The organism is Aquimarina rhodophyticola, from assembly GCF_042434915.1.
GTDB lineage: Bacteria > Bacteroidota > Bacteroidia > Flavobacteriales > Flavobacteriaceae > Aquimarina.
In genome coordinates, this window is sequence record NZ_CP170198.1 from 3,155,280 (window position 1) to 3,173,295 (window position 18,016).

At 33.2% G+C, this 18,016-nt stretch carries 14 protein-coding genes and 1 tRNA gene; 13 read left to right on the plus strand and 2 right to left on the minus strand.

The window, feature by feature from the left end:
* Positions 1-211: 211 nt before the first annotated feature.
* From ACE939_RS13645 to ACE939_RS13680, 8 genes are all read left to right on the plus strand, one after another.
* A complete protein-coding gene (locus tag ACE939_RS13645; RefSeq protein ID WP_378186150.1) occupies positions 212-3,358 on the plus strand; it encodes a UvrD-helicase domain-containing protein in 3,147 nt (1,048 codons plus the stop codon).
* Positions 3,359-3,632: 274 nt separating this feature from the next.
* On the plus strand, positions 3,633-5,033 hold the full coding sequence (locus ACE939_RS13650) for an OmpA family protein (RefSeq protein WP_378186151.1): 1,401 nt from the start codon (positions 3,633-3,635) through the stop codon (positions 5,031-5,033).
* 129 nt (positions 5,034-5,162) lie between these two features.
* On the plus strand, positions 5,163-7,898 hold the full coding sequence (locus tag ACE939_RS13655) for a PD-(D/E)XK nuclease family protein (RefSeq protein ID WP_378186152.1): 2,736 nt from the start codon (positions 5,163-5,165) through the stop codon (positions 7,896-7,898).
* 6 nt (positions 7,899-7,904) lie between these two features.
* Complete coding sequence (locus tag ACE939_RS13660; RefSeq protein WP_378186153.1) at positions 7,905-8,750, plus strand: alpha/beta hydrolase family protein; 846 nt, start codon at positions 7,905-7,907, stop codon at positions 8,748-8,750.
* A 57-nt stretch (positions 8,751-8,807) separates the two neighbouring features.
* Positions 8,808-9,092 (plus strand): hypothetical protein, encoded by a 285-nt coding sequence (locus tag ACE939_RS13665; RefSeq protein ID WP_378186154.1) that lies wholly within the window; start codon positions 8,808-8,810, stop codon positions 9,090-9,092.
* Between the two features lie 76 nt (positions 9,093-9,168).
* Positions 9,169-11,568 carry a TonB-dependent receptor gene (locus ACE939_RS13670; protein WP_378186155.1) on the plus strand — a complete coding sequence of 800 codons (2,400 nt, stop codon included), beginning with the start codon at positions 9,169-9,171 and terminating at the stop codon, positions 11,566-11,568.
* Between the two features lie 4 nt (positions 11,569-11,572).
* The gene (locus ACE939_RS13675) at positions 11,573-12,115 is read left to right on the plus strand and encodes a hypothetical protein (protein WP_378186156.1); all 543 of its coding nucleotides are present in this window, start codon (positions 11,573-11,575) and stop codon (positions 12,113-12,115) included.
* A gap of 474 nt (positions 12,116-12,589) precedes the next feature.
* A complete protein-coding gene (locus ACE939_RS13680; RefSeq protein WP_378186157.1) occupies positions 12,590-12,805 on the plus strand; it encodes a VF530 family DNA-binding protein in 216 nt (71 codons plus the stop codon).
* 55 nt (positions 12,806-12,860) lie between these two features.
* On the opposite strand, the gene ACE939_RS13685 is transcribed toward ACE939_RS13680, so the two are convergent.
* Positions 12,861-12,934, minus strand: a tRNA-Ala gene (locus ACE939_RS13685).
* Between the two features lie 102 nt (positions 12,935-13,036).
* Between ACE939_RS13685 and ACE939_RS13690 the strand changes: the two genes are divergently transcribed.
* The 5 genes from ACE939_RS13690 to ACE939_RS13710 all read left to right on the plus strand — a co-directional run bounded on the left by ACE939_RS13690 (position 13,037) and on the right by ACE939_RS13710 (position 16,986).
* Entirely contained in the window at positions 13,037-13,537 is a 501-nt protein-coding gene (locus tag ACE939_RS13690; protein WP_378186158.1) for a GNAT family N-acetyltransferase, read from the plus strand.
* Positions 13,531-14,868, plus strand: coding sequence for an MATE family efflux transporter (locus ACE939_RS13695; protein ID WP_378186159.1), 1,338 nt, complete (start codon positions 13,531-13,533; stop codon positions 14,866-14,868). Before ACE939_RS13690 ends, ACE939_RS13695 begins: the two co-directional genes overlap by 7 nt.
* A gap of 19 nt (positions 14,869-14,887) precedes the next feature.
* Positions 14,888-15,622, plus strand: a complete 735-nt coding sequence (locus tag ACE939_RS13700) for an enoyl-CoA hydratase/isomerase family protein (protein WP_378186160.1) — start codon at positions 14,888-14,890, stop codon at positions 15,620-15,622.
* 113 nt (positions 15,623-15,735) lie between these two features.
* Positions 15,736-16,185 carry a 6-pyruvoyl tetrahydropterin synthase family protein gene (locus tag ACE939_RS13705; RefSeq protein WP_378186161.1) on the plus strand — a complete coding sequence of 150 codons (450 nt, stop codon included), beginning with the start codon at positions 15,736-15,738 and terminating at the stop codon, positions 16,183-16,185.
* 24 nt (positions 16,186-16,209) lie between these two features.
* On the plus strand, positions 16,210-16,986 hold the full coding sequence (locus ACE939_RS13710; RefSeq protein ID WP_378186162.1) for a UDP-2,3-diacylglucosamine diphosphatase: 777 nt from the start codon (positions 16,210-16,212) through the stop codon (positions 16,984-16,986).
* Here the strand turns inward: ACE939_RS13710 and ACE939_RS13715 are convergent.
* Positions 16,983-17,963: an ABC transporter ATP-binding protein gene (locus tag ACE939_RS13715; RefSeq protein WP_378186163.1), complete on the minus strand. Its 981-nt coding sequence runs from the start codon at positions 17,961-17,963 to the stop codon at positions 16,983-16,985. The two genes, ACE939_RS13710 and ACE939_RS13715, sit on opposite strands and share 4 nt — an antisense overlap.
* Positions 17,964-18,016: the final 53 nt, after the last annotated feature.

The following is an 18,016-nucleotide window of genomic DNA, read 5'->3' on the forward strand; positions in this document are numbered from 1 at the left end:
TTAACAATTAGTGATAGGATTTAAAACTATTAACTGTTATAAATTGTTTAAAATAAAAAATCCTTACTAATCAACTCGTTAGTAAGATTACACAGCAGAATTTTTATAGAATAAATGTAAAAATTGAAAGGATCTCGGCTAGTTTTTTGTATAATAGTTTAACTATTTGTAGATAGGTGATCAGTGTTTAGTATTTTAGTAAAAAAAACATTTGAAATCAGTCTCTTCTTTTACTGTTTATAATGCTGCTGCGGGTGCAGGTAAAACGTACACATTGGTTCGCGAATACTTGATACGCCTAATAACAGCAGAGTACAAAGATGCATATAAGAACATTTTGGCAATAACATTTACCAATAAAGCTGTTGCCGAAATGAAAGAAAGAATTCTAGAATCATTGGTAGGTATCGCAGCAGTCCCAACTTCTTCAAAATATGAGGGTTTAGTGAATGATTTGGTTAAGCATACGGGGCTTGATCCAATAGAACTTCAACAAAAAGCATCTCGAATTCTTAAAAGTATTTTACATAATTATGCAGCTTTTGATATTGTAACCATCGATACTTTTACACACAGAGTAATTCGCACTTTTGCACATGATCTTAACATCCCTATCAATTTTGAAATTGAGATGGATACAGAAAGCCTAGTTAATGAGGCAGTAGATGCTGTTGTCGCAAAAATAGGAGAGGACACTGTACTTACAGAAACTATTTTGAATTTTGCATTTGAGAAATTAGATGATGATAAAAGTTGGGATATTGCTATTGAACTCAATAAAATTGCTAAACTTCTTTTTAGTGAAAATGATAGAGAACACCTTGAGAATTTAGCAGATAAGACCCCACAAGATTTCAAAAACTTTAGACAGTTTTTACAAAAAAAACAAAAAGTAGTATTAAAAGAAATCAATACGCTTGCCAACGAAGTACTTTCATTGATAACTGCTAGTGACTTAGAGCCTGTAGATTTTAAAGGAAAAGATGGGTATATTCCTTCGCATTTCAAAAAAATGGCACAAAAAAATGTTGCCGTTGACTATAAAGCCGGATGGAAACAAGAGATAGAAACCACAGATTTTTATACCAAAACATTAGCGCAATCAAAAAAAGATAGTATCGATGAGATTCGACCCTTTATAATAAGTGCATTCTTAACTACCAAAGACTTATTTTATGAGCAGAAGCTACTTAAAAACATTCTAAAAAATTTGGTGCCCTTATCAATTTTGAGTGCGATACATAAAGAACTAACTATTATTAAGAAGGAACGAAACATTTTACTTATTTCAGAGTTTAATGAAATTATAAGTGGTGCTATACAAGATCAACCCGCACCCTTTATTTACGAACGATTAGGAGAACGATATAGAGATTATTTTATCGATGAGTTTCAAGATACCTCATCGCTGCAGTGGACAAATTTGATTCCGTTAATCGACAATGCAATAGCCACAGAAACTTTAACAGGTAAAAGGGGAAAACTAACTATTGTTGGGGATGCCAAACAAGCTATCTATCGATGGCGAGGGGGCAAGGCAGAACAATTTATAGCGCTATCCAAGGAGTATAATCCATTTTCAACCTCAGATAAGGAGGTTCTCAACTTGCCGACTAATCATAGAAGTTGTGCTGAAATTATAAAATTCAACAATTCATTTTTCACCTATTTATCAGAGGAATTTAATGATGCAAACCATACAGATCTATATAAACAGGGTAATAAACAATTGACTAATTCAAAATCTGGAGGATTTGTTAACCTTTCTTTTATAGAGGCTAAAAATGCTGAAGAGGAAAACGAGTATTATCCCGAGGCTGTTTTTAATACGATCATAGAGCTTCAGCAAAAAGGATATGTACTTAGTGATATTTGTATCTTAACACGTCGACAAAAAGAGGGAACACATGTAGCTGATTATTTAACCGAAAAATCGATTCCTATAATTTCTTCAGAAACGCTGTTGATTAATAAAGCTCCCGAAGTCAGGTTTATTATCGCTATGCTAACGTGGAGTTTACATCCTTGGGATTTAGTTACAAAAGTAGAGCTTTTACATTTTATAACAACCCGATATGATGTTCAAGACTCACACAACTTTATAAAAGAAGCCGTACATACTGCACAAGAAGAATGGTCAATTCTTTTGACAAGATTTGATATCCTGTTTGATTTTAATCAATTACTAAAGCTTCCATTTTATGAGGTGGTTGAATATATAATTGATGTCTTCGAGTTACAAAAATCAGGGGGTAGTTATATCCAGTTTTTTCTGGATACAGTTTTTTCATATCAACAAAAATACGATGAAGGAGTACTGGGTTTTCTTTCCTTTTGGAAGTTAAAAAAAGACAAATTGAGCATTGTGGCTCCAGAGGGTGAAGATGCTGTACGAATCATGACAATTCATAAATCAAAAGGCTTAGAATTTAAATGTGTTATATATCCCTATGCCAATATAGATATATATAGAGAAATAGAACCTAAGATATGGTTTCCTTTTTCAAATAGCAATACAGCATTTAGCGAAGTATTATTAAATTATTCCGCAGAAATATCAGAATATAGCTCGCACGGAAAAATTTTGGTTGACCAAAGAAAGTCGCAACTAGAACTTGATGCTTTTAATATTTTATATGTCGCACTCACACGAGCAGAAGAACAGCTTTATATATTATCAAAGTATGAAGTAAATGCTAAAGGAGTACGAAACTCAAATAAATTTTCAGGTAAACTAATAGGATATTTAGAACAATTAGGTAAATGGAAGTCAGATAAGTTGGAGTATACATTTGGAGACTCAAAGCCATTTATTAATACTACTATAGCAAAAACCTCTCATAACATACGATCTAACGTTAACTATTATGCGAACAGAGATAAAAATGTTCAGTTAATTACAAAATCGGGACGAACTTGGAATACAAATCAAGAAATAGCTATTGAAAAAGGAAATGTATTACATAACATGATGTCGAAAATCAAGTATATGGAGGATCTGTCTATGGTGCTAGAAGAAGCTATTGAAGAAGGCTTAATCACAAAAAGTGATCAAAATGAAACACAAAAAAAACTAGAAGATATAATTTCCCACCCTGAATTATCAAAATTTTATAGCAAATCGTATAGTATTTACAATGAAAAAGAAATTTTTTCTAAGGGAAGGTCCTATCGTCCAGATCGTATCGTTATTAAGGATAAAGAAGCTATTATAATTGATTACAAAACCGGTTCATATGCTGGAGCCCACGAAGATCAAGTACATGATTACGGGGAAGTTATGAAAAAAATGGGGTACAATATAGCTAAGATGATATTGATTTATATACATGATTCAATCAAAGTTAAATACATATAAAATAATGTATTTTTTTATACGATATATCCTTTTTGACTAAAATTATAGTATACTTGTAACAAAATTTTAAAAATAAATTTGTGAATTTGTCGTTTATTAAGTCAAATGAAATATGTTTTTAAAACTAAACTTTACTAGATAAAACTGCTTTGATGGCTTGTAAACAGTGATAGATACTGGCCTTTTAAGAAAAATTTATTAGTTTTGTCTTTGACAGTAATTTTTAACATATTACATTTGCTCTAATTAACACTTAAAAATTAAATTATTGAATATGAAACATCTTAGCAGATTTTTAGTGGCTTCGTTATTAGTACTTGGGTTTAGTACTGCGAATGCACAAGATCAAAACAACCCTTGGGCAGTATCGATTGGCGTTAATGCTGTTGACATATTTCCTACCGGAGGAGATTTACTCACGCAAGGAGAAATTTTCGACGAGTATTTCAATGCAGCTGATCATTGGAATATCCTTCCTTCTGTATCTAAAATATCTGTTGGCAGATACATAGGTGATGGATTTACCTTTACTGTAGGTGGTACAGTTAACAAAATTGAAAATGCTGGAGAAAATCCTTTTACAGGAGAAGATATATCTGTGGGTGATTTATCTTACTATGCTGCAGACGGTATGATCTCTTACAGTTTTAAAAATATTTTAAACACTAAGTGGTTTGATCCTTATTTAGGTGTTGGTGGTGGATATACTTGGTTGGATGATATTGGTGCAGGAACTTTAAATGGTTCTTTAGGTTTCAATTTTTGGTTAACCGAGAATTTGGCATTGAACGTACAGTCTACATACAAGCATGTATTCGAAGAATATGACGTAAGTAATTATCCTCCAACACACTTTCAGCATTCTGCAGGTCTAACTTTCGCATTTGGTGGGAAAGATACTGATGGTGACGGAGTATATGATAAAGATGATGAGTGTCCAGAGGTTCCTGGTTTAAAAGAATTTAATGGATGTCCTGATACTGATGGTGACGGGATTACAGATGGTAAAGATGACTGTCCAGATGTTGCAGGTACTGCAGAATTTAACGGATGTCCTGATACTGATGGTGATGGAGTATCTGATCCTAATGATGAGTGTCCTACTGTTGCTGGTTTAGCTGACCTTAATGGTTGTCCTGATGCTGATGGTGATGGAATTGCTGATGCTAAAGACGGTTGTCCTAACGAAGCTGGTCCTGCTGCGAATAATGGATGTCCTTACCAAGATAAAGATGGTGATGGAGTATTAGATAAAGATGATAACTGTCCAGATGTTGCTGGAACAGTAGCAAATAATGGATGTCCTGAAGTAACTGAAGAAGTTCAAAAAACTTTAAATGAGTACGCTAAGACTATCTTATTTGACTTAGGTAAATCTTCTATACAGAAACAATCTTATGGTGTACTTAATGATATCGTTGGTATCTTACAAGAATATCCAAACTCTAAATTTACTGTAGAAGGTCATACTGATAGCTCAGGTAGTAACAAAACTAACCAGAGATTATCTGATGCTAGAGCTAATTCTGTTAAGAATTACTTAACTGAAAATGGTGTAGATCAGTTTAGATTATCAGCAGTTGGGTATGGAGAAGACAAGCCAATCGCTTCAAATAAAACTAGAGCTGGTAGAGCTCAAAACAGACGTGTTGAAATCAACTTGGTAAAAGAGTAATTTCAGTAACACACTGTTATAATAAACCAAAGCGTCCCGATTTAATCGGGACGCTTTTTTTATATTATTTTTATTCGTTATTCATTATTTGATTACCTTCATCCATTACAAGTTAATGGGCTATATTACATGAAAACATTTCTACAGGAAGTCGTACAGGCGATAGATTTAGAAAAAAATAATGTCGCTGATCTTATTTTTGTGGTTCCAAGTAAAAGAGCGGGGTTGTTTCTCAAAAAAGAAATACGCTCGTTTTATGAAGATCGTACATTTTTTGCACCTCAGATTTATAGTATAGAAGAGTTTATAGAAAAAGTCTCAGGTTTAAAATCTATAGATACAATTGCTACACTTTTTCAATTCTACGAAACGTATTTGAAAACATATCCTGAACAAGAAAAAGAAAGTTTTGACAACTTTAGTACTTGGGCACAAACACTTATTCATGACTTTAATGAAATCGATAGATACTGTATTGATCATACTGATTTTTTCTCTTATTTATCAAGTATACAAGATATTAATCACTGGTACCTTCAAGAAGAAAAGACAACCTTGATTCAAAACTATATCTTGTTTTGGCAGAGTTTATACGGGTATTATCAAAACTTTAGAAGTGAACTAATACATAAGAAAAGAGGTTATCAGGGTTTGTTGTATCGCGAAGCAGCTTCCTGCATTCAAGACTATGCTAATCAAGAATTAAGAATGCATGTATTTCTTGGCTTTAATGCACTTAACAATGCAGAGCAACAAATTTTTCAATATTTATTGAGCGTCAATAAAGCTAAAATATTTTGGGATGCTGATAGTTTTTTTATGAGGAATAACTATCATGAAGCTTCCTTATTTCTTAGAAACTATAGGGACTCTTGGGAGTATTATAAAAAGCAACCTTTTCAATGGATTGCAGAACATTTTGATCATGAAAAAAACATAGACATAATAGGTGTTCCAAAAAATATTGGTCAAGCTAAGTACGTAGGTGAACTTATTACCCAATTGCCTAAGGATGCATTGCAAAACACAGCAGTCGTTTTGGCTGACGAATCGCTACTACTACCAATACTTAATTCATTACCTTCTGATTTACCGGCATTAAATATTACAATGGGAATGCCACTTAAAGAGGCTCCTATAGCTGCTTTTTTTGAACATTTATTTGAGTTCCACAAAACATATCAGGATAAAGGTGGATATTATAAGCAAATAGTAAATATTTTGAGTGCTCCCGCTGCATTTTGGCTGTTGGGAGCTGAAACAACTTCGATAATTAATAGGATTACTCAAGAAAACCTTGTCTATGTAACCGTCGATTCATTGAGTGATATAGTAGCATTTGAAAGTAAAAGTAGGATACAGCTTCTTTTTAAACCTTGGAAAACTGTCGATGCTGCACTAAAACAATGTTCACTCCTAATAAATACAATTAGGGAAAAATTAAATCCTGATGATAATGCGCTAGAATTAGAATACAGCTATCACTTTCACTTAATTTTTAATAAACTTCAGAGTTTACATGCAGATTTCTCACATTTAACCACAATTAGCGCTCTACATAGATTGTATAGGGATCTCTTATCTACAGAAACTATAGATTTTAAAGGAGAACCGCTTCAAGGGCTGCAATTAATGGGTATGTTAGAATCTCGTTGCTTGGATTTTGAAACCATCATCTTAACTTCGGTTAATGAAGGCATTCTACCTGCCGGAAAAAGTACAAATTCATTTATACCCTTTGATCTCAAGAAAGCATATAATTTGCCTACTTACAAAGAGAAAGATGCAATTTACACGTATCATTTCTATAGATTACTTCAGCGAGCCAAGCATGTGTACCTTCTATATAATACAGAAAACGAAGGTATTGGTGGAGGTGAAAAAAGTAGATTTTTGCATCAATTGATTTTAGATACTTCTGCAAAGCATCATGTCAAAGAAAATATACTCATATCCAATGTTCCGAAAATTATAAATACTCCTATACAGTTCAATAAAACTCAGGATTGTATAGCATCTATACAAAAGCTAGCCAGTTATGGACTATCACCTTCATCATTAACAACGTATGTAAGAAACCCTATCGATTTTTACTATAGATATGTATTAGGTATTAAAGAGACCGAGGAGGTTGAAGAAACCGTAGCGGCAAATACACTAGGAACGGTTATTCATAATACACTAGAAAATTTTTATAAACCGCTGGAGAATCATTTACTCCAAGAAAATGATATTCAGAAAATGATTTTGCAAGTCGATCAAGAAGTGGCAGATCAATTTAAAAAAGAATATGGGGATTTAGATATAAAAGGAGGAAAAAATCTTTTAATTTTTGAGGTTGCAAAGCGCTATCTTTTAAAGTTCCTTACATCCGAATTAGAACTGATCAGGTCTGGTAATGAGCTTAAAATAATTCTAATCGAACAGTCGCTAAAGGCCAAAATAGATATTGCAGAGCTGGGAACAGATATTTATGTAAAGGGAAAAGTTGATCGAATAGACCAATTAAATGGTGTTACTCGAATTATAGATTATAAAACTGGAAAGGTTACTAAGTCAGATGTTACGTTGATGGGATGGGATGGTTTGACTGATGAATATGCGAATAGTAAAATTATCCAGATATTAACGTATGCATTGATGCAACAAAAAGTTGGAGAAGTACAAGTGCCTTTTGAAGCAGGTATTATTTCTTTTAAAAACTTAAAGGAAGGCTTTTTGAAATTTGGCACAAAGCAAAGTATTCGAGGCAAAATAGAAAATGAAATTAATCAAGAAACATTGAATGTTTTTGAAGAACAATTGAAAAACTTAATCACCGAGATTTTTTCGGTAGAGATTCCTTTTATAGAAAAAGAAGTTTAATTACGTATGAAAATAATTAAAAATAGTATCGTTACAGGTAAGTTTAGTAAACCATTACTAACAGATATTTTTTTTGAAGAAACCACATTCGCAAAACCAGTTATTTTATTTTGTCATGGATATAAGGGCTTTAAAGATTGGGGTCCATGGGATTTGGTCGCCAAGTTTTTTGCGAAAAAAGGGTATTGCTTTATCAAATTTAATTTTTCGCATAATGGATGTACGGTAGAGCAACCGGATTATTTTGATGATCTACAGAGTTTCGGAGAAAACACATATTCCAAAGAAATGAGTGATGTAGACAGTTTGTTGGATTGGATATATGGCAAACAAAATCCTTATATTAAGCATATGGATCTTTCAAAAGTTTCTATTATTGGACACTCGAGAGGGGGTGGTATAGCTACACTCGTGGCAGCAATTGACTCTAGAATTCGTACATTGATAACCTGGGCTGGCGTTTCAAATTTTAAGGATAGATTTCCCAAAGAAAAAGCACTTTCTGATTGGAAAAAATCTGGTGTTATGTATGTGACAAATAAAAGAACTTTACAAGAAATGCCACATTATTATTCTTTTTACACTGATTTTTTGCAAAATGAAAAGAATTTAACAATAGAAATAGCTGCCAAAAAGATAAATATTCCTACGTTAATAATACATGGAGAGTTGGATACCGCTGTGACCTATAAAGAAGCCAAAAATTTAAAAACTTGGATACCACATAGTACACTCATCACCATAGAGGAAGCAAATCACGTATTTGGGGCTCAACATCCCTATTGCCAAAAAAAATTACCGAGCCAACTATTAAAAGCAGTAGAAGAATCAATAAATTTTGCATTTCTTTAACAAATAATACTTACACTAAATAAAATTTACATCTTTTTTTTTCGTTTATTTGTAACCATGACTGCAAATAAAAATTTTATTGCTTCACTATTGTTAGTGTTATTCGGCATCATTCAGATTGCTGATCTACACGCATTAGATCATGATGCTGATGATCTTGACTGTAAAATTTGTCAGTTTGCCTCTGATCAGAAGTCAGAATCTTTTCTTCCAATACAGCAAATACAAGTACCACAAACACTGTATGTAAATATTAGTGTTATCTCTTTACTTTATCCCGATGTACTATACACGGAAAATGAATTTGGCACCTTTCACAATAAAGCACCACCTGCTGCTTAATCATTCCTTTATTTTATTGATATCAGTTATACTTTTAGAGTAGTAACTTGATTAGTTCACTTTTTTTATTTTTTTGATGAAAAGATTCGCATGTATTTTTGTGTTTCTTTTAGGTAATAGTATGCTACTTGCACAAGATTGTAATTTGATCCTAACTGGACAGGTTATAGATTTTCATGATGGTTTACCGCTAAAAGATGCAACAATTTCTTTTAATGATTCTGTTTTTACAACAGACAATGAGGGCAATTTTAGGATAACTAACCTTTGTCCCATAGCCTATGCTTTTACAGTTAAGCATGAAGATTGTATTTCGCAGATTAAGACTATTGATATAGCAAAAATATCTAAATATGATTTTTATTTAGAACATCATTATACTGATTTAGAACAAGTAAATATCAGTGCAATCAAAGGGAATGCTATTACTAATAGCCTATCAGAAGACAGACTATCCAATAAAGATTTAGAGAAATATAGTAGCCTTTCTTTGGGAGATGCTTTAAAACAAGTATCGGGAGTAACGAGTTTGTCTACAGGAAACATGATTGTCAAACCAGTAATTCAAGGATTGCACAGTAGCCGAATTATTATTATGAACAATGGGGTACGTCAAGAGGATCAAGAATGGGGAGAGGAGCATGCTCCCAATGTTGACATCAATGCTTTCAATCAAATTAAGATTATTAAAGGTGCTGGAGCTTTGCAATATGGAGGCAATGCTATTGGAGGCGTTATAGTAGCCGAAAATAAGTTAACAACACTTAAAGACACAGTCTTTGGCGCCACTCAATTTACTGCGAGTACTAATGGCAGAGGAACGGCAATGAGTACCTCGGTAAATATCGGATTTGATCAAGGCTGGAGTGCAAAAGCGCAAGGAACTTTAAAGTATTTTGGGGATAGCGAGGCTCCAGATTATATATTAACTAACACTGGACATCAAGAACAAAGTTTCTCATTGGGTGCAGGCTATTCTAACTTTCAATTTGGAACCGAAGCATATTATAGTTTTTATAACACTAAACAAGGTATTTTGAGAGCCTCTCATATTGGAAATGTGGGTGATTTAATACGAGCAATAAAAAGTGACCGTCCTTTAATTGAAGAGGATTTTACTTACTCGGTTAATGCTCCCAAACAAGAAACTCAACATCATTTGGCAAAATTGAAAGCATACAACCGATTTCGGAATCTCGGAAAGTGGGAAATCCAATATGCTTTGCAAATAAATCAAAGAAAAGAGTTTGATATTCGTAGAGGAGAGGATCGTAACAAAGCGAGCTTAGATTTAAAATTACTAACTCAAACTCTTGAATCTTCTTTTTTGTTTGATGCTAATGAAAGTTTCAAAAAAACTATAGGGATTCAAGTAACTAACCAAAAAAACACACCAAATCCAGAAACAGGAGTGCGTAGACTTATCCCTGATTATCAAGAGTTTGGTGCAGGATTATTTTTGATTTCAGAAATAGATCTTTTTAAAAATATCAAAGCTGATTTTGGTATTCGCTATGACTATAGTTACCTAGATGCAAAAAAGTTTTATTTAAAAGACTTCTGGGAAGACCGAGACTACGATCGTGATTTTTTTGATATAATTGTACAAGATGAAGGAAACCAATGGTTGACAAATCCCAAATTCGATTATCATAGTATCGCAGCTTCAGCGGGTATTAAATATTCTTATGGTAGTGAAAATATATTCTTGTTCAATGCTTCGTATGCGATGCGAGCTCCCAATCCGACCGAACTTTTTAGTGATGGTTTACATCACAGTGCTGCCATTATTGAATTAGGTAAATTAGATTTAGATCAAGAAAAAGCACTCAAATTTTCGCTAACTTCAGAGCACAATAATATTTTCAACCTATTATCTCTCAAAGTAGCGCCGTATATAAGCCAGATCCAAGATTATAAATTGCTTGAGCCTACCGGGTTAGAGCTTACGGTAAGAGGTGCTTTTCCGGTATGGGAGTATCGACAAACTAACGCTCTGCTCTATGGATTGGATATTGATGTGACCGCAAATTTTTCTAAAAAATGGAGCGCATCAAGTGCCTTCTCTTACATACGAGGACAAGATCAAGCACTAGATGAAAATTTACCACTAATGCCAGCCCCGGTTATTCGATCTAGCCTTTCATATTCATTAGCAAAATTTCAATTTTCATTAATTAATGTAACTGCAATGGAGCAAAAGGATTTTCCTGATACTAATTTTGAAGTAGAATATGTAGATGCTAATTCTATTCAAAGAGATTTGGTGGACATATCTTCTCCACCACCCGGTTATACATTATTTGATTTTGATATCAACTATACAATGTCTTTAAAAAATCCTAAAGACTTAACACTAGGTCTTTCTATAAATAACACGTTTAACACAACGTATAGAGAATATCTAAACCGACAGCGCTATTATACTGATGCGTTAGGACGAAATATTTCTGTACACTTTAATTTTAAATTTTAAACCCATGAGAAATTTTAAACATTTTGCAACTTTAACAAGTATAATACTATTTTTTGCTGCTTGTAGTAGCGATGATGATCTTCCCGAAGTAATAAACGATGAAGAAACAATTACTACTGTAAAACTGACACTTACAACGGTTGGTTCGGGCGAAACACAAACAGTGATTTGGACTAAGGATAATGAGGAAACCATTACACTAGACCAAGACAGTAGTTATGAAGTGTCTATTCAATTTCTGGATGAATCAGACCCCAATGATGTAGAAGATATTACCGAGGAAGTGATAGAAGAAAAAGATGAACATTTTGTTTATTTTGAAACTACTACAGAGAATTTGACTATTCAAAGCTCAGAGGAGGATGTAATAGATAGTAATAATAAAGCGATTAATTTAATAACAACTTGGCAAACTCCAGCAGTTTCTTCAACAGGTATTGTTAAAGCTTTTTTAATACATGAACCACTTACGAAGACTGGTGAAAAGCGTGATGATTTTGGTGGAGAAACAGATATAGAAGTAAGCTTTGATGTTGTTGTTCAGTAACTTTTGGAATTAGTATAGTTGAAACTATGGCATGTGCAAGTTGAGTTTGTGTATAATTATCTTGCTTGGTTTCGATAAAATCTCCGAAATCTAATTTCGGAGATTTACCTTTTTTTTCTTAGTGTATTTTGAACAACATACTTTTAAACATCAAAAAGACGAATATAAAATATTGATTTGCACTGTTATTACTGCGATTATCTATGGTATATCCTCAGTTTTATTATAAAGTAAATATTTATTTTAACAATTGTTTACAGTATCGTTAAATCTAAATTATGAATAATAAAAACACGTTTTTATACTGTAATTGGTACTATATTCGCAGCTTTAAAATAAAAAACAAAATAATTGAAACCTTCATAATTAGTATAAGTTGAGTTTGTGTTAATACGATTATGTTTCAATTTAGACCTCCGGAAGTAGTTAGCCGGGGGTTGTTTTTTTGTATATTAAACAGCTTAGTAACTTGTTATGGAAAAACAACCTAATAATCCCTTGCATGGAATAAAACTTGTCGATATCTTAGAATATTTGGTAGCAACATACGGTTGGATACAATTAGGTAACCTAATAAATATTAAGTGTTTTACTATCGACCCCTCTATAAAATCAAGTCTTAAATTCTTAAGAAAAACTCCTTGGGCTAGAGAGAAGGTTGAGAAATTATATATAAAATCATTGAAGTAAAAAAAGCTCCATAATGTTATGAAGCTTATTGAAAAATTACTAGAAATTTTTTTTGTGGAGAAGATGGGATTCGAACCCACGACCTCTTGACTGCCAGTCAAGCACTCTAGCCAACTGAGCTACATCCCCGGCTATATAGAAGTGTCAAAAATACATGTTTTTGCTAAATAACCTATCAAAAACTACAATATTCATTCTGTAAAATTGCACTCAAGTTCCTATATTTGAGAAATGATTTCAAAAGCTACGCTATCCGATGTTGAGCAAATATATCAACTAACACAGGCTTGTGCCAAAGCACTTATCTCGAATAATATTTATCAATGGAATGAACATTATCCCACTCAAGATCGTTTTGAAAAAGATATTGAGCGAGATGAAATGTATACCTATAAAGTTGATGGTAAAATACTGGGGATTATCGTGCTCACACCAATAATGGATGAAGAGTATATACCAATTACTTGGCTCACCGAAAACGCAAAAAATCTTTATATCCATAGATTGGCGGTACAGCCAACGCATTGGGGTCAAGGTATTGCAAGAGCGCTTATGGATTTTGGTGAAGCCTATGCACGTAAACATACATACTCTTCTGTGCGGCTCGACACCTTCAGTGTAAATAAACGTAATCAAATTTTCTATAAAAATAGAGGTTATCAAAAAGTAGGTGAAATATTTTTCCCAAAGCAAAGTGAATTTCCATTTTATTGCTACGAATTGGTATGGTAGCAAACTCAATTAGTTTTAAAAATATTAATCGCTTAGCAATACCGGCTATCGTTGCAGGTATTGCAGAACCTTTGTTATCAATTACTGATACAGCTATTGTTGGGAATATTCCCGTTTATGGAACCGAATCCCTCGCAGCTGTTGGTATTGTAGGGTCTTTTTTATCTGCGCTAATTTGGATTCTGGGTCAAACAAGAAGTGCTATTTCTACAATCATCTCTCAATATTTGGGTGCTAATAGATTGGACGAAGTTGAAACCTTACCAGCTCAAGCCATTTTTTTAAATGTTAGTCTTAGTGTTTTAATATTAGTCTCAACTGTTTTTTTTATTGAAGATATTTTTAAACTTTATAATGCGACAGGACGCATCCTTAAATACTGCGTTCAATATTATGAGATCAGAGTTTGGGGCTTTCCTTTAACATTATTTACGTTTGCAGTTTTCGGTATTTTTAGAGGATTACAAAACACATTTTGGCCGATGATAGTCGCCATTATTGGAGCAAGTATCAATGTAGTTCTCGATCTCATTTTGGTATATGGTATCGATACGCTTATCAATCCAATGGGTATACGAGGAGCTGCATGGGCAAGTTTGATTTCCCAAGCGATCATGGCTATCATCGTATTTATCCTTTTGATTGTTAAAACCAATGTGAGCCTTAAACTTAAATTACCTTTTAATAAAGAATTGGGACGATTAGTGGGAATGAGTTTAAACTTGTTTGTACGTTCTATAGCCCTCAATACAGCAATTTATTTTGCAAATGCAAATGCTACTGGTTATGGTAAAGAATATATTGCAGCTCATACGATTGCCTTAAATATTTGGTTATTCACAGCCTTTTTTATTGATGGTTATGGAGCAGCAGGTAATATTTTAAGTGGTAGATTATTAGGATCAAAAAGTTATAATATTCTATGGAGACTCAGTAAAAAGGTAACCTTATACGGTGTAGTGGTGAGTTTGATTTTGGGAATTATAGGTGGTATCTTTTACAATCAAATTGGGGCAGTCTTTACCAAAGAACCTCTAGTTTTAGAAACTTTTTATGCTATTTTCTTTATTGTACTTATTGTCCAACCGATCAATGGTATTGCATTTGTTTTTGATGGGATTTTTAAAGGTCTTGGCGAAATGAGTTTTTTACGCAACGTATTACTAGCGGCTACTTTTTTAGCATTTATTCCAGTATTATATATCTGTGAATACTTTGACCTAAAATTACTGGGAATTTGGATAGCATTTTTAGTTTGGGCACTAGTAAGAGGTGTTGCTTTAGTTATAAAATTTAGAACTATGATACGTCCAAAGTTGATTAGCAACTAAGAAAAGGGTAATATTAACGATGGATAGAAGCAAGGAAAGTTTATATATAAGGTTTGATAACGGTGTTGGCACAATTGAAATTGGCCATCAAAATGACAATCAACTTGATACTGTATTACTAAAACGTTTAGAAAAATCTATAAATGAAATTGAAGCAGACAATACGATTTCAATTCTTGTGCTTTCCTCTCAAAGCAATGAGTTCTTTTGCAGCGGTTTGTTGCCCGAGCTATTGAGCCATACTACAGTAAGTGAAACCGAAGAATCATTGCTTGCTTTAGCTCGTGTACTTATAGCTTTACAAAATTGTTCCAAGTTACTTATAGCTAATGTCAAAGGCAAGTTGGTAGACGCAGGAATAGGTTTGATAGGCTGCTGTGATTACGTTTTTGCTACAGAGGCTGCTTCATTACAAGTAAATCAAGTAAAATATAATTTAGCACCTCTTATAATTCAATTACCATTGTTGTATCGTATAGGATCATCTAGTTTTGATAGTTTAATTTGGACTCCTAACTTATGGAAAAATGCATATTGGTCTTTAAAGAAAGGATTATACCACCGAGTTTTTGAGAAAAGCTTTGAGTTAGATCAAACAGTCGAATTTTTCATTCAAGGACTGGATCAAACTACTCTTAGTACAATAGCAACAACAAAATTATTAAAGCGAAAGGAAGGCGAAAATTGGTCTACACAATTCGCAGAAAGAGCACTGCATATGGCTACCAACTTTCATAAATCGAAGAATTTTTAAAATAATATAATCTTTGATTGTAGAAGTGCTTTCATTTTATATAAAAATGCTTTGTAGCCAGATAGAGATCAAATCAAAAGAATGTTCCTTAACTTTGTCAAAAAATTATTAAAATGAGCAATATCAGGATCACAAAACAATTCACTTTTGAGACAGGGCATGCACTATATGGGTATGATGGCAAGTGTAAAAATGTTCATGGTCACAGTTATAAGTTGAGCGTGACAGTAATTGGAAAGCCAATTACCGATACTAATCACGTTAAACTAGGAATGGTTATTGATTTTGGAGATCTCAAGAAAATAGTTAAAGAAGAGATAGAAGACGTTTTTGATCATGCGACCGTTTTTAATAAGAACACCCCACATGTAGAGTTAGCCAAAGAGCTTCAAGATAGAGGTCACAATGTGATTTTACTAGACTACCAACCTACTAGTGAGAATATGGTTATTGATTTTGCAAAAAAGATACAAGCAAGATTACCACTAAGTATAAAATTATTTTCTTTAAAACTTCAGGAAACTGAAACCTCGTATGCCGAATGGTTTGCGAGTGATAATTAAAATAAATTTATATCTAAAGCTTTTATGACATCAACACAATCTCATCAAATTATACTTGAGCAAGGTAAAAAGATTTACTTTGCTAGTGATAATCATTTGGGAGCTCCAACAGCGTCTCAAAGTTTTCCTAGAGAACAAAAATTTGTAGCATGGTTAGATGAAATAAAAAAAGATGCAGCTGCAATTTTTTTATTAGGCGATTTATTCGACTTTTGGTTCGAATATAGAACTGTGGTGCCCAAAGGTTTTACAAGGACTTTGGGAAAACTAGCAGAACTTACAGATTCTGGTATTCCAGTATTTTATTTTGTTGGAAACCATGATTTATGGATGAACGGATATTTTGAAGAAGAACTTAATATTCCAGTTTTTCACGCTCCACAAGAATTCACTATTAATAGCAAGAAATTTTTAATTGGGCATGGCGATGGTTTGGGGCCAGGTGATAAAGGTTATAAACGAATGAAAAAGGTTTTTACTAATCCATTATCCAAATGGTTATTTCGTTGGCTACATCCCGATCTGGGAGTACGTTTAGGCCATTATCTTTCTGTCAAGAATAAATTAATTTCTGGTGAAGAGGATGTAACCTATTTGGGTGAAGAAAATGAATGGTTGGTTCAATATTGTAAACGAAAATTACAAACCAAATCTATTGATTATTTTGTTTTTGGACATAGACATTTACCTATGAAAATTGAACTAAATGAAACGGCTACGTATATAAATCTGGGAGATTGGCTTGTGCACTATACTTATGCCGAATTTGATGGAAAAGTATTAGATTTAATAGAAAGCTAATCTAGTTTTTTCATACGTTTTTTAACAAGCTCTAATGGAAAAGTTATACCTAGAGATTGTCCAGTAGCTATAGGTGTTGGATGTTCGATAAAAATAATTTGATTATCTAAAACACATTCTAATAAAAATAAGTTTCCTTTAAAATAAACAGCTTTTAATCGTACTTGTAAAGGAGAGTCGTTACTTATTTGTATTTCATGTGGATACAGTAAGATTTCAGTTTGATCTGGATAATCTGGATATAAAGTAGCTATTCTAATACTATTCACCTCACCAAATAAAGCAGCTGTATAATAATCACTAGGGTTTTCATATAACTCCTGTGTGTTTCTTTTATGCAGTACCTCCCCTTGTTTGATGACTATAGTTTCATCAGCAAATGAAAGAATATCCGTTTTATCATGAGTAGCCGTGATACTGGTAATTTTATTTCTGTTTAAATATTGAAAAAGATTGCGGCGTAATGCGCTGCGACGGTAGTTGTCGATATTACCAAAAGGTTCATCTAATAATATAAGTTCTGGACGTCTAGCTAAGCATCTGGCTAATGCTACTCGCTGTTTTTGTCCTCCACTTAATAGTTCTACAGCTGTATTAGCGTAAGGAACTAGTTCGACAATCTCAAGTAATTCTTCTACGCGACCTTGTTTGAGATTTGGTTCAAAATTCGACATATATTGCCCTATATTCTCTGCTACCGATCGATAAGCGGCTAGCTCGAATCCTTGAGCAAGATATTTCATGTTATCATGACCTGGAATTAGATGAAATGAGGGGCCGAGAAGTTTTTGATCATGCCATAGTAAAGAGCCTTGGTTTACATCTAAGAGTCCGTAAATAATTTTAAGTAAAGTGCTTTTACCACAACCGCTTTCACCAATTACAGCGATATGTTGTCCTGCTTTTACCTCAAAACTAATATTTTTTAGTACAGGTTGCGTATCGTACGCAAAAGAGATGTTTTTTACTTTCAGCATACTCAAAGATATTGAACTTTAGATAAAAAAAGATCCGCTTTCACTAAGAAAAC

Bases quoted from the DNA above. Each gene is read 5' to 3' on its own strand.
- ACE939_RS13705 (WP_378186161.1), top strand. From the start codon at position 15,736: ATGAGCAATATCAGGATCACAAAACAATTCACTTTTGAGACAGGGCAT.
- ACE939_RS13670 (WP_378186155.1), top strand. From the start codon at position 9,169: ATGAAAAGATTCGCATGTATTTTTGTGTTTCTTTTAGGTAATAGTATG.
- ACE939_RS13660 (WP_378186153.1), top strand. From the start codon at position 7,905: ATGAAAATAATTAAAAATAGTATCGTTACAGGTAAGTTTAGTAAACCA.
- ACE939_RS13675 (WP_378186156.1), top strand. From the start codon at position 11,573: ATGAGAAATTTTAAACATTTTGCAACTTTAACAAGTATAATACTATTT.
- ACE939_RS13715 (WP_378186163.1), bottom strand. From the start codon at position 17,963: ATGCTGAAAGTAAAAAACATCTCTTTTGCGTACGATACGCAACCTGTA.
- ACE939_RS13690 (WP_378186158.1), top strand. From the start codon at position 13,037: ATGATTTCAAAAGCTACGCTATCCGATGTTGAGCAAATATATCAACTA.
- ACE939_RS13680 (WP_378186157.1), top strand. From the start codon at position 12,590: ATGGAAAAACAACCTAATAATCCCTTGCATGGAATAAAACTTGTCGAT.
- ACE939_RS13710 (WP_378186162.1), top strand. From the start codon at position 16,210: ATGACATCAACACAATCTCATCAAATTATACTTGAGCAAGGTAAAAAG.
- ACE939_RS13695 (WP_378186159.1), top strand. From the start codon at position 13,531: ATGGTAGCAAACTCAATTAGTTTTAAAAATATTAATCGCTTAGCAATA.
- ACE939_RS13650 (WP_378186151.1), top strand. From the start codon at position 3,633: ATGAAACATCTTAGCAGATTTTTAGTGGCTTCGTTATTAGTACTTGGG.
- ACE939_RS13665 (WP_378186154.1), top strand. From the start codon at position 8,808: ATGACTGCAAATAAAAATTTTATTGCTTCACTATTGTTAGTGTTATTC.
- ACE939_RS13655 (WP_378186152.1), top strand. From the start codon at position 5,163: ATGAAAACATTTCTACAGGAAGTCGTACAGGCGATAGATTTAGAAAAA.
- ACE939_RS13700 (WP_378186160.1), top strand. From the start codon at position 14,888: ATGGATAGAAGCAAGGAAAGTTTATATATAAGGTTTGATAACGGTGTT.